The sequence below is a fragment of the Hydrocarboniphaga sp. FW305-C-57 genome, assembly GCF_058783045.1.
In genome coordinates this window covers 235,769-247,285 of sequence record NZ_JBYSYG010000006.1, presented here as the reverse complement: position 1 = coordinate 247,285, position 11,517 = coordinate 235,769, and the positions used below count along the sequence as shown (strand labels likewise).

The 11,517-nt window shown below is 65.6% G+C and carries 12 protein-coding genes; 4 read left to right on the top strand and 8 right to left on the bottom strand.

Features of this window, described 5'->3' with window-relative positions:
* Positions 1-44: 44 nt before the first annotated feature.
* Together AC3WUM_RS14440 and AC3WUM_RS14435 are read right to left on the bottom strand one after the other, a co-directional pair.
* On the bottom strand, positions 45-1,088 hold the full coding sequence (locus tag AC3WUM_RS14440) for an ELM1/GtrOC1 family putative glycosyltransferase (RefSeq protein WP_492411033.1): 1,044 nt from the start codon (positions 1,086-1,088) through the stop codon (positions 45-47).
* On the bottom strand, positions 1,085-2,005 hold the full coding sequence (locus AC3WUM_RS14435; RefSeq protein WP_492411032.1) for a hypothetical protein: 921 nt from the start codon (positions 2,003-2,005) through the stop codon (positions 1,085-1,087). The genes AC3WUM_RS14440 and AC3WUM_RS14435 overlap by 4 nt, the downstream gene beginning before the upstream one ends.
* Before the next feature lie 256 nt (positions 2,006-2,261).
* Between AC3WUM_RS14435 and dusA the strand changes: the two genes are divergently transcribed.
* The 4 genes from dusA to AC3WUM_RS14415 are packed head-to-tail and all read left to right on the top strand — an operon-like array spanning position 2,262 to position 5,169.
* Positions 2,262-3,290 carry a tRNA dihydrouridine(20/20a) synthase DusA gene (gene dusA, locus AC3WUM_RS14430; RefSeq protein ID WP_492411031.1) on the top strand — a complete coding sequence of 343 codons (1,029 nt, stop codon included), beginning with the start codon at positions 2,262-2,264 and terminating at the stop codon, positions 3,288-3,290.
* Entirely contained in the window at positions 3,290-3,904 is a 615-nt protein-coding gene (locus AC3WUM_RS14425) for a peptidylprolyl isomerase (protein WP_492411030.1), read from the top strand. Before dusA ends, AC3WUM_RS14425 begins: the two co-directional genes overlap by 1 nt.
* Complete coding sequence (locus tag AC3WUM_RS14420; RefSeq protein ID WP_492411029.1) at positions 3,901-4,413, top strand: peptidylprolyl isomerase; 513 nt, start codon at positions 3,901-3,903, stop codon at positions 4,411-4,413. The genes AC3WUM_RS14425 and AC3WUM_RS14420 overlap by 4 nt, the downstream gene beginning before the upstream one ends.
* Before the next feature lie 27 nt (positions 4,414-4,440).
* Positions 4,441-5,169, top strand: a complete 729-nt coding sequence (locus AC3WUM_RS14415) for a UDP-2,3-diacylglucosamine diphosphatase (RefSeq protein WP_492411028.1) — start codon at positions 4,441-4,443, stop codon at positions 5,167-5,169.
* A 6-nt stretch (positions 5,170-5,175) separates the two neighbouring features.
* Here AC3WUM_RS14415 and AC3WUM_RS14410 read toward each other — a convergent pair whose 3' ends face one another.
* From AC3WUM_RS14410 to thrC, 6 genes are all read right to left on the bottom strand, one after another.
* Positions 5,176-5,964, bottom strand: coding sequence for a ferritin-like domain-containing protein (locus tag AC3WUM_RS14410; protein ID WP_492411027.1), 789 nt, complete (start codon positions 5,962-5,964; stop codon positions 5,176-5,178).
* A 127-nt stretch (positions 5,965-6,091) separates the two neighbouring features.
* The gene (locus tag AC3WUM_RS14405; protein ID WP_492411026.1) at positions 6,092-6,388 is read right to left on the bottom strand and encodes an SWIB/MDM2 domain-containing protein; all 297 of its coding nucleotides are present in this window, start codon (positions 6,386-6,388) and stop codon (positions 6,092-6,094) included.
* Positions 6,389-6,618: 230 nt separating this feature from the next.
* The gene (locus AC3WUM_RS14400; protein ID WP_492411095.1) at positions 6,619-7,839 is read right to left on the bottom strand and encodes an O-succinylhomoserine sulfhydrylase; all 1,221 of its coding nucleotides are present in this window, start codon (positions 7,837-7,839) and stop codon (positions 6,619-6,621) included.
* A gap of 197 nt (positions 7,840-8,036) precedes the next feature.
* Positions 8,037-9,557: an amidophosphoribosyltransferase gene (purF, locus tag AC3WUM_RS14395; RefSeq protein WP_492411025.1), complete on the bottom strand. Its 1,521-nt coding sequence runs from the start codon at positions 9,555-9,557 to the stop codon at positions 8,037-8,039.
* 19 nt (positions 9,558-9,576) lie between these two features.
* A complete protein-coding gene (locus AC3WUM_RS14390) occupies positions 9,577-10,158 on the bottom strand; it encodes a CvpA family protein (RefSeq protein ID WP_492411024.1) in 582 nt (193 codons plus the stop codon).
* 200 nt (positions 10,159-10,358) lie between these two features.
* The gene (gene thrC, locus AC3WUM_RS14385; RefSeq protein WP_492411023.1) at positions 10,359-11,492 is read right to left on the bottom strand and encodes a threonine synthase; all 1,134 of its coding nucleotides are present in this window, start codon (positions 11,490-11,492) and stop codon (positions 10,359-10,361) included.
* Positions 11,493-11,517 lie beyond the last annotated feature (25 nt).

Sequence of the window (11,517 nt, the reverse complement as noted above, 5' to 3'; positions counted from 1 at the left end):
GCACATGGCCCCGACAATGGCGCCGCTTTTACGATTCCCGGCAGCTAAGCCAGCAGGCCGCGCATGCGCGCGATCGTGCGCTCGCATTCGGTGCGCGCGACCGCCGCCGCCGCTCCGGCTTTCGAAAACGCGCCCACGCTGTCGAGCCGCTGGTAATAGCCTTCGAGTTCGCGCGTCGAGGTGATGAGCCCGTTGCGCTGCAGCCATTTCAGCGGCGCGCGCAGCAGCGCGCTGTGCGTGGCGAGCGCGCTCCATCCGGAGACGAAGCGATAGCGCCAGTCGGGCTCGCGCGGCAGCCGAAACACCTGCACTGGCCTGGAGGTCGACAAGGCCTCGGCCACCATCAGCGCGCTGTCGCTCGTGACGATGAAGCGATCGGCCCGATCGAGCAGCGCGAGATAGGGGTTTTCGTCGCGCTGCGGCTCGTAGACGTAATGCGGGCCGCGCAGGCGCCCGGCGATCAGCTGCGCGCAGGGCTCGGGAGTCCGCGGGCTGCGCAGGAACAGCAGGCTGCCGCCCGCGGCCTGCGCGAGTTCGTTGGCGCGGTCGGCCAGCGCGCGCGCGACCTCCGTCCCGAAGCGGTACGGCCGGCTGTTGCCGCCCGCGAGCAGCACCGTCCACGGCCGCGGCAAGGCCTCGAGTCGCTCGCGCAACGCGGCGGGCAGCTCGCTGCTTTCGCGCTTCCGCAAAAACGGCAGCGCGTTGCAGATGACGTTCGGCGCCGGTTCGAGCCCGTATTGCGCGGTGGTGACGACGAGGTCGAACCACTGCGCCCTTCCCCACGGCCGGCCGAAATGCACGAGCTTGGTGGCGCCGCCCGAGCGTGCACGAATCCAGCGCGCGACCGCGGGAGAACGCCGGCCGATGCTCAGCACGAGGCGCGGCGATCCGGCCGGAATCGCCTGCGGATTCGCCAGCGAATGCAGGCTGGCCCCGAGCAGCACGTTCGGCAGCGCGGGCCCCTTGAACTTGAGCGAAATCGTCTCGAACGGCAGGCCCAGGGCCTGCGCCGCGGCGATCACCTGATTGTTGTCGCCGGCGCGGCGGCCGAGCAGCACCCAGACCGGGCGCGCACTGGCACCGCTCAAGCAGCCTCCGCCTGGGGAGCCGGCCTTCGCCCGGCCTTGCGCACGAGCTCGAACGCGTCCGCACGCACGTGCTCGCGCTTGATCTCGGCTTCGAGCAGCGCGGGGCTGATGCTGCCGTTGTCCAGGCATTCGCCGAGCAGGCCGAAGAAGAAGCGCTCCTGCGCCGGGTCCGGGTGCGCCGAGTAATAGCCGGTCGGGCTGCCGCCCGTGATCGCGGCGAGCGCCTTGCGCGCCTTGATGCCGAGGCGCTTGCCGAAGGTGGTGCCGCGCGAGGTGAAATCGGCGCGCAGGCCGGTCTTCCACGGCTGCGTGCGGCGGTGCGTGTTGTGCAGCAGCTTGGTGTTCTGGTCCAGGTGGTCGAAGTCGTTCCACTCGTCGCCGAAGGTTCCGATCGAGCCCGCGGGCTGCGTGAGCAGCCACATCCAGTCGCGATAGTCGACCGTGCCGTCGAAAGTCTTCTGGAAATCGGCCTCGGCGTCCCAGTGCCTGAGCCGGGCGCAGTCGAGCAGCATGACGCTCGAGGCGTAATGCAGCGGACGCCGGCCGTCGGCCGCCATGCGGCGCGCGAGCAGCGAGGCCTGGCCCATGTCGGCGTCGAGCAGCTCGTTGATGTCGCCCACCGCGAAGATGTCGGGGTCCATGAGCACCGCGCGGCCCTGGTAGCCGCGCAGCGCCGGCACCGCGAAGCGCAACGGCGTGAACGACTGCAGGTCGTCGTTGGTCCAGATGACGCGCTTGCCTTCGCGCAGATAGGTCTTGCCCTCCTGCCTGCGCAGGAACTCGAAATCCTCGGCCATGATGATCTCGACGTCGAAGCGACCAGGTGCGGCGCTGTTGCGGCGCAAGGAGTGCTGGGCCACCAGCGCGCCGATCAGCTGCTTGGCGTTGCTATGGATGTATACCGCGCGGTCGGCCATGGGTCCGGTCCCTGAGCTTTGAGCAAGTCATTGTAAATCCGGCCGCTACGGCGCCGCTGAGAGCTTTTCGTAAGGCGGTCGAAAGGGATTCGAAGGCCCTTGCACTCGCCGCTCGGGGCGATCGGCCGATCATCCTCGACGACGAGCAGCCGCATGGGAGAACCATTGAAAGGGGCCGGCATTTTCGCTCCCGGGGGCGGGCGAACGCAAAAGCCCATAAAATCACGCCCTTCTCGTTCAGGCAGGACCGGCGACGGTGCATTCGCAGCAGCAAAATCCGCAGGGGTCGGCGTCTCATCCGGCTCACCGGCTCTCGGTGGCGCCGATGATGGACTGGACCGACACGCATTGCCGGTCGTTCCACCGCCTGCTCGCCCCGCACGCCCTGCTCTACACCGAAATGGTCACCACCGGCGCGCTGCTGCACGGCGATGTCGAGCGCCATCTGCGCTTCGACGCGGGCGAGCACCCGCTCGCGCTGCAGCTCGGCGGCTCGGAGCCCGATGCGCTCGCGCGATGCGCCGAACTCGCCGAGCAGTGGCAGTACGACGAGGTCAATCTCAATTGCGGCTGCCCGTCCGATCGCGTTCAGGAAGGCCGTTTCGGCGCCTGCCTGATGCGCGAGGCCGATCGTGTCGCCGCTTGCGTGCGCGCGATGCGCTCGGCCACGCGCCTGCCGGTGACGGTCAAGCATCGCGTCGGCATCGACGACAGCGAGGATTACGCCTTCATGCGCGGCTTCGTCGAAACCGTCGCCGCGGCCGGTTGCACGACCTTCATCGTGCATGCGCGCAAGGCCTGGCTGCAGGGCTTGTCGCCACGCGAGAATCGCGAGATTCCGCCGCTGACCTACGAGCACGTCTACCGGCTCAAGCAGGAATTTCCGCAGTTGACCGTGCTGATCAACGGCGGTATCCGCACGCTGGCCCAGTGCCGTGAGCATCTGCAGTACGTCGATGGCGTGATGCTCGGCCGCGAGGCCTACGAGAATCCCTACACGCTCGCCGAGCTCGATCGCGAGTTGTTCGAAGTCGGCGACGTCGAACCGCCGACGCGCGAGGCGATCATCGAGGCCTACCTGCCCTACGTACAGCGCGAACTCGATCGCGGCACCACGCTCAATCGCATCACGCGCCACATTCTCGGGCTGTATCGCGGACAGAGCGGCGGACGCGCGTTTCGTCGCCACTTGTCCGAACAGGCGCACAAGCCCGGCGCGGATCTGCGCGTGCTTCAGGCGGCGGTTGCGCTCGCGCGCCCGCAGCGCGATGCGGTGGCGGCCTGATGCGCTGCGTGCTTCGCGGACTGAAGCTGTTCGTGTCGCTGAGCTTGCTCGCATCGACGAGCGCCCTGGCTGTCGATGCGCCGCGCGTGAAGCTCGAAACTTCGATGGGCGACATCGTGCTGACGCTCGACGCCGACAAGGCGCCGAAGTCGGTCGCGAATTTTCTCGATTACGTGAAGCGCGGTTATTACAGCGGCATGGTGTTCCACCGCGTGATTCCGGGCTTCCTGATCCAGGGCGGCGGCTTCGACGCCAAACTCAAGCGCAAACCCGTGCGGCCGTCGATCTCGAACGAATCGAAGAACGGCCTGCAGAATCTGCCCGGCACGATCGCGATGGCGCGCGCAGCCGATCCGAACTCGGCCAACAGCGAGTTCTTCATCAACCTTCAGCACAACGTCGAGCTCGATTATCCGAGCTTCGATGGCTGGGGCTACGCCGTGTTCGGCCAGGTGAGCGAAGGCCTCGACGTGGTCGAGAAGATCGCCTCGGTGCCGACCGGCAGCAGCGGCAAGTTTCCCCGCGACGTGCCGAAAACGCCCGTCATCATCAACAAGGCGGTGCTGCTGAGCCCCGCCCCCAATACCCCTCCAGAAGAGAGCAGACAACCATGACCGATTCGACCCAGCCCGTGAAGGTTCTTCTCGAAACCTCGCTCGGCAACATCACGCTCGAACTCGACGCCGGGAAGGCGCCGAAGACCGTCGCCAACTTCGTCGACTACGTGAACAGCGGCCACTTCGACGGCCTGGTGTTCCACCGCGTGATCCGCGGCTTCATGATCCAGGGCGGCGGCTACGACGAGCAGTACGCGCAGAAGCGCACCAAGGCGCCGATCGAGAACGAAGCCAAGAACGGTCTCAAGAACAAGCGCGGCAGCATCGCGATGGCGCGCACGAGCGATCCGCATTCGGCGAGCTCGCAGTTCTTCATCAACCACGGCGACAACGATTTCCTCGACTACCCGGGCCAGGACGGCTGGGGCTACGCGGTGTTCGGCAACGTCACCGAAGGCCTCGACGTGGTCGACAAGATCGCCGAGACGCCCACGGGCGCGATCCGTCCGTTCGGCCGCGACGTGCCGGTGACGCCGGTCGTCATCAAGTCGGCCAAGCTCGCTTAAGCACCAGCTGCCGGAAGTCCCGCCGTCGTGACGACGCTGCTGCTGTCGGATCTGCATCTGCCGGCAGGCACGTCGACGCTGCGGCGGGACTTTCTGCGGTTTCTGCAAGGCCCGGCGCGCGAGGCCGAGGCCGTGTACCTGCTCGGCGATGTCTTCGAAGCCTGGATCGGCGACGAAGACGGCCTTGCGCAGTACGGCGACGAGGTCGCGGCGCTGCGCGCGCTCGCGCAATCGGGCGTGCGCGTGTTCTTCCAGCACGGCAATCGCGACTTTCTCGTCGGCGAGCGCTTCGCCGAGGCCTCTGGCGTGAGCTTGCTGAGCGATCCGATCGTGGTCGAGATCGAAGGCCGTCGAACGCTGCTCACGCACGGCGATCTGCTCTGCACCGACGATGTCGGCTATCAGCGCTGGCGCCGCTTCTCGCGCAACGGCTTCGTGCAGTGGCTGTTCCTGCGCATTCCGGGACGCGTCAAGCGTGCGATCGCCGATCGCCTGCGCCGCGAGAGCAGGAGCGCCAAGACGCGCAAGAACATGGCGATCATGGACGTCAATGACGCGGCCGTCAGCGAAAGCTTCCGGCACCATGGTGTCGATCGCATCATCCACGGGCATACGCACCGGCCTGACGTGCATCGCGAGCTCGTCGACGGTCGCGCATGCGAGCGCATCGTGCTCGCCGATTGGCGCGAGCACAGCCGCGAATATCTCGAAGTCACGCGCGAAGGCTGCAAGCGCGTCGAACTCGCAGCGAGCTGAGAGGCCTCAGAGCCCCGCAAGCAGCTCGGGCGGCAATTCGCCACGGCTGAAGCCCGCTGCCTGTCGTGCCGGCCAGTTCAAGGGCGGGCGGATTCGCGTGTCGGATTCGGCGAGCAGCCTGCGGAAGGTCGCATCGGGCTCGAGCGAACGCTGCTCGCAAAGCCAGCGAAACCAGTGCGTGCCGATAGCGACGTGGCGTACTTCCTCGTCGAGGATCACGCGCAGGATCGCGACGGTCTGCGCATCGCGCATTTCGTTGAGCCGATTGATCATGCCCGGCGTCACGTCGAGCCCGCGCGCTTCGAGCACGCGCGGCACCAGCGCCATGCGCGCGAGCACGTCGTGCGCGGTTTTCTCGGCCGCTTCCCACAGCCCGTTGTGCGCGGGAATGTCGCCATAGCGATGACCGAACATCGCGAGCCGCTCGGCGAGCATCGTGAAGTGACGCGCCTCGTCTTTCGCGACGCTGAGCCAGTCCTCGTAATACGGCGCCGGCATGCCGGCGAAACGCAGGCAGGCGTCAAGCGCGAGATTGATGGCGTTGAACTCGATATGCGCGACCGCATGCAGCAGGGCCGCGCGCCCGGCATCGCTGCCGAGCCCACGCACGGGCACGTCGCGCGGCGAAACCAGTTGCAGGCTTTGCGGACGGCCGGGCTGCCAGGCTTGCGGACGCGGCTGATGCGCGATGTCCGCATCGAGTTCACCGATCGCGGCGACCATCGCGCATTTGACCGCGGGCTCGCACTCGATCAGCGCCAGCCGTATGGCTTCGATGGATGAAACATCTTTCATCGGTCGGTCACGCCGCGGACGAATCGGGACTCGCGCGATACATCGGCTGAGGTGTCAGCTGATGTATCAGCGATGTGTCGGGCAACAAAAAAGCGGGCCTTGCGGCCCGCTTCGAGAACACCGCTGCTTACTTGGAGACGTGCTGGTTCACCAGCTTGGTCATCTCGAACATCGTCACCTGGTCCTTGCCGCCGAAGATCGGCTTGAGCTTGGCGTCGGCGTTGATCGCGCGACGGTTGGTGGCGTCCTGCAGGTTGTGCTTCTTGATGTATTCCCAAACCTTCTTGGTCAGGTCAGCGCGGGTGATCGGAGCGGAGCCGACGACCTCGGCGAGCTGGGAGCTCGGCGTCACGGTCTGCGAAATGCCACCACGGGGAGCAGCCTTTTTGGTGGCTTTGCCGTCGCCTTGCTTGGTGCTGGCCATTGAAATCTCCTTATTAGAGCGGGGTATCAAATTCTTGGGGGGAACCGCGTAGCGGTGCGCAAGCTTACACGGGAGTGCTGGCTTGCGCTAAAAAACACGCACTGGATAACGCATCCGGCCGCTTCAGCGCAAGCTTTTCAATGTTTCGCATACGCTCTAAGGGCAACGGCGGATCGCCTGCGCGCGATATCCGAAGCCCAAACCCTCATGCAAGAGCGACCAGACTTGCCTTAAAAGCCTTTGACGCGCGAAAACGCCTGTCGCAGATCGGTAATGAGGTCTTCGATGTCTTCGAGACCTACTGAGATGCGGATCAAACCTTCGGTAATCCCCGCTTCTGCGCGCTGCTGTTCACTGATGCGCCCGTGCGTAGTGGTCGCCGGATGCGTGATCGTGGTTCGCGTATCGCCGAGATTGCCCGTGATGGAGCACAACCGCGTCGCATCGATGACACTCCAGGCCGCTTCGCGCCCACCTCTGACTTCGAACGAAACGATCGAACCGAAGCCCTTCTGCTGGCGCCTGGCGAGGTCGTGCTGCGGATGCGAGGCGAGCGAAGGATGCAGCACGCGAGCGACGAGCGGCTGTTCGACGAGCCACTGCGCGAGCCGGCACGCGCTCTCTTCGTGCGCCTTCATGCGCACCGACAGGGTTTCGAGTCCCTTGAGGAAAACCCAGGCGTTGAAAGGCGAAAGGCAGGGTCCGGCCGTGCGCATGAAGCCGTACACGTCCTTGCCCACGCGTTGCGCATCGCCCACGATCGCGCCGCCGAGACAACGCCCTTGCCCATCGATGAACTTGGTCGCCGAATGCACGACGTAATCGGCGCCGAGCTTGAGCGGCTGCTGGAACACCGGCGTCAGGAAGCAGTTGTCGACCGCCAGCGCAGCGCCGTGCTCGTGCGTGAGCTCGGCGAGCGCTTCGATATCGACGAGCTCGGTCAGCGGATTCGATGGCGTTTCGACGAAGACGAGCCTGGTGTTCGGCTTGAAACCCGCGCGCCAGGATTCGAGATCGCTGAGCGTCGCGTAGCCGATCTCGATGCCGAACTTGGCGATGTAGTTGTTGAACAGATTGATCGTCGAGCCGAACAGGCCTTTCGATACGAGCAGGTGATCGCCCGCTTTGAGCGTGGTCAGCACGAGCGTGAGGATGGCCGCCATGCCGCTCGCGGTGGCGACGCAGGCCTCGCCGCCTTCCATGCGCGCGAGCCGCTTTTCGAAGGCCTGCACGGTCGGATTGGTGAACCGGCTGTAGACGTTGCCTTCGCGCTGACCCAGGAAGGTCGCCGCCGCTTCGGCCGCGCTGCCGTAGATATAGCTCGACGTCGGATAGATCGCCGGCGAGTGTTCGCGTTCGGGGCCACGCAGCTCCGCGTGGCGAATGCCGAGCGTGCCGAAACCCCAGCTTTCACTGGGATCGGCGGAATCGAAGGGGTCTTGATCGTCGATGCTCATGGCGGTTCTCTTCGCATGGGCACCACGGTGCCCGCTGCTCAAAAAGCAAAACGGGCCTGCTGTCCGTTTAGCCGAATTTATTTGCGAAGAAGCTCTTTCGAACTTCGATCGCTGCGCCCGCAAGCAGGGTTCAAATCGGCGCGGCGCGAGTCTAGGACTCGCGTTTACGTGGGGTCAAGCGTGCATAGGCCTCAACCAACGCCCGCGTTCTGCAGCTCGATGACCGACTGCGGACCGCGCGAGCGCTTGAGCTTGGCCGCATCGGAGCGGAACAGCTCGAGCTGAGACAGGTATTCGGCGCTGATGTCCTGGGTGATGTATTCGCCCGTGAACACCGAGCAGTCGAAGCGCTCGATCTGCGAATGCTTGTGGCGCACCGCTTCGACGAGGTCGTTGAGATCCTGGAAGATCAGCCGATCGGCCCCGAGCAGCTTTTCGAGCTCCGGCACGGTGCGGCCGTGCGCGACGAGTTCGCTCGCGGTCGGCATGTCGATGCCGTAGACGTTCGGATAGCGCACCGGCGGCGAAGCCGAGGCGAAATAGACTTTTTTGGCGCCCGCGTCGCGCGCCATCTGGATGATCTCCTGCGAGGTCGTGCCGCGCACGATCGAGTCGTCGACGAGCAGCACGTTCTTGCCGCGGAATTCGACGTCGACCGGATTGAGTTTCTGGCGCACGCCTTTCTTGCGCTGGGCCTGGCCCGGCATGATGAAGGTGCGACCGATGTAGCGGTTCTTGATGAAGCCTTCGCGATAGTTCACGCCCAGGCGCGCGGCAAGCTCGGCGCCGGCCACGCGCGAGGTGTCCGGGATCGGAATCACCACGTCGATGTCGTGCTCGGGCCACTCGCGCAGGATTTTCTCGGCGAGCTTGATGCCCATGCGCAGGCGCGCCTTGTAGACGTAGATGTCGTCGATCACCGAGTCCGGGCGCGCGAGGTAGACGTACTCGAAGATGCACGGCGAATAGATCGGGTTGTGCGAGCACTGGCGGCGATGCAGCTTGCCTTCCATGTCGATGTAGATCGCTTCGCCCGGAGCGATGTCGTCGAGGAATTCGTAGCCGAGCGCATCGAGCGCGACCGACTCGGAGGCGATCATGTATTCCTTGCCATTCGGCGTATCGCGCGAGCCGTAGCAGACCGGGCGGATGCCGAACGGATCGCGAAATCCCACGAGCCCGTAGTTGCTGATCATCGCGACCACCGCGTACGCGCCGCGGCAGCGGCGATGCACGCCCGAGACGGCGGCGAAGATGTCTTCGGCCGTGAGCTTCATGCGGCTCTGCACGAGCAGCTCGTGCGCGAACACGTTGAGCAGCACTTCGGAATCGGATTCGGTGTTGAGGTGGCGGCGATCTTCGGCGAACAGCTCCTGCTTGAGCTCCTCGGCATTGGTCAGGTTGCCGTTGTGCGACAGTGAAATGCCGAACGGCATGTTGGTATAGAACGGCTGCGCCTCGGCCGAGCTGCTCGCGCCAGCGGTCGGATAGCGCACGTGGCCGATGCCCACCGGTCCGCGCAGCCGCATCATGTGCTCATCCTTGTTGAAGACATCGCGCACGAGGCCGTTTTCCTTGCGCAGGTGCAGGCGCGTGCCTTCGTTGGTGATGATGCCCGCCGCATCCTGACCGCGATGCTGGAGCATGGTCAGGGCGTCGTAGAGTTCCTGATTGACGCTGTTGTGGCCGTAGATGCCGACGATGCCGCACATGATGACCTCGGGGATGAACCTAAAGGGATGTCGTACCGGAGACGGGCGCGCCCTCGCGCGAGCCGTCGGGCTGCTCGTCCGGCAAGCCGGCGGGCAGTTCTGAATCTGTGGACTGAATCTGCAGAATCCAGCGCTCGGGAATCAGGGTCCGCAAGCCGTCGGCGAGCCACGCGAAGCGCGGGATCAGCGTCGATTGCGACCACCAGGGATCCTGTTTGAGCGAAGTCACGCTGCCGAGCAGGATGAAGGCGCCGACGATGAGCCCGCCGCGCAGCAGGCCGAAGCCGCCACCGAGCGTGCGATCGATCGACGAGATGCCGTCGTTGCTGCGCATCACGCGGACGATCAGCGCGGTGACGATGCCGCCAGCGAGCAGGCCGCCGAGGAACAGCAGCGCGTAGGCGGTGATCTTGCGAACGGACGGAACGCTGATGAAGGCTTCGAGCCAGTGCCCGAACGGGGCGGCGAAGCGCAGGGCCAGCCAAAACGCGAGAACCCAGGTCGCGAGCCCGAGGACCTCGCGAGCGAAGCCACGCACCAGCCCGACGATGACCGATACCAGCAACACCGCCAGGATGCCGTAATCCACCCAGATCATCATGCGTCCGACTTGCAGCGAAGACGCATTTTACACTGTGTTGAACTCAAACCGAGGTCAGCGTCACGAATCCGGTTCACGCGGGCGTAGACAGGAACGCCCGGGCCCTGCCCTTCGGCGGCTGCCGAAGGGGCTGTGCGATTCGACATCGAAGCGAGTCCGTCGAAGGATCGGCGGCCGTGGAATGAGAGCGGCGGGGCCGTTCAGCCCAGGCGGGCGAGCAGGGCCTTTTCGACGGCCGAGCGCTCGGCCGGCACTTCGACCACGCCCTGCAGGCCACCCTTGACGATGATGTCCGGGTCCTTGAGGCCGTTGCCGGTCAGCGTGCAGACCACGGTTGAGCCCGGCGCGATCTTGCCGGCCTTGATGTCGCGGATCGCGCCGCACAGCGAGGTCGCCGACGCCGGCTCGCAGAACACGCCGTCGAGTTCGGCCAGGCGACGCTGGACCGCGAGGATGTCGGCATCGACGCATTCGTCGAACCAGCCGCCCGATTCCTTCTGCACCGCCCAGGCCAGGTCCCAGGACTGCGGATCGCCGATGCGGATCGCGGTCGCCACGGTCTCAGGATCGCGCACCGGGCCGCCGCGCAAAAACGGCGCACTGCCCGCGGCCTGGTAGCCGACCATCTTCGGGCGATTGTCGGTGAGCTTGCTGCGGTCGTAGCCGCGCAGCTCGGCGGTCAGCACGTTGGCCGCGGTCTCGAAGCCCGAGACTTCGGAATAGCCGATCCAGTGCGCCGAGATGTTGCCGGCGTTGCCGACCGGGATGCAGTGGTAGTCCGGAGCGCGGCCGAGCGCTTCGACGATCTCGAAGGCGGCCGTCTTCTGGCCCTGCAGGCGGAACGGGTTGATCGAATTGACGATGGCCACCGGCGAGGTTTCGGCCACTTCCTTGACCAGGCGCATGCCGTCGTCGAAGTTGCCGCGAATCTGCACGACCACCGCCCCGTGGACGACCGCCTGGGCGAGCTTGCCGAGCGCGATCTTGCCCTCCGGAATCAGCACGAACGCGGTGATGCCGGCGCGCGCCGCGTAGGCCGCGGCGGCGGCCGAGGTGTTGCCGGTGGAGGCGCAGATGATCGCGCGGGCGCCTTCGTGCACGGCCTGCGTCACCGCCACGGTCATGCCGCGGTCCTTGAACGATCCGGTCGGATTGAGGCCCTCGAACTTCACGTAGAGCTCGCCCTCGAAGCCGATCTCCCTGGCGAGGTTTTCGAGCTTGATCAGCGGCGTACGGCCTTCGGCGAGGCTGATCGCGCGCGTATCGGCGGTCAGCGGAAGACGGGCACGGTAGTGTTCGACGAGGCCGCTGTAGCGGGTGATGGTGCGGGTCATGGAAGTTCTACTAGCAGACTGCTTG

Coding starts and splice junctions, on each gene's coding strand:
- AC3WUM_RS14435 (WP_492411032.1), bottom strand. CDS start 2,005: ATGGCCGACCGCGCGGTATACATCCATAGCAACGCCAAGCAGCTGATC.
- AC3WUM_RS14425 (WP_492411030.1), top strand. CDS start 3,290: ATGCGCTGCGTGCTTCGCGGACTGAAGCTGTTCGTGTCGCTGAGCTTG.
- AC3WUM_RS14420 (WP_492411029.1), top strand. CDS start 3,901: ATGACCGATTCGACCCAGCCCGTGAAGGTTCTTCTCGAAACCTCGCTC.
- AC3WUM_RS14410 (WP_492411027.1), bottom strand. CDS start 5,964: ATGAAAGATGTTTCATCCATCGAAGCCATACGGCTGGCGCTGATCGAG.
- AC3WUM_RS14405 (WP_492411026.1), bottom strand. CDS start 6,388: ATGGCCAGCACCAAGCAAGGCGACGGCAAAGCCACCAAAAAGGCTGCT.
- purF (WP_492411025.1), bottom strand. CDS start 9,557: ATGTGCGGCATCGTCGGCATCTACGGCCACAACAGCGTCAATCAGGAA.
- AC3WUM_RS14390 (WP_492411024.1), bottom strand. CDS start 10,158: ATGATGATCTGGGTGGATTACGGCATCCTGGCGGTGTTGCTGGTATCG.
- thrC (WP_492411023.1), bottom strand. CDS start 11,492: ATGACCCGCACCATCACCCGCTACAGCGGCCTCGTCGAACACTACCGT.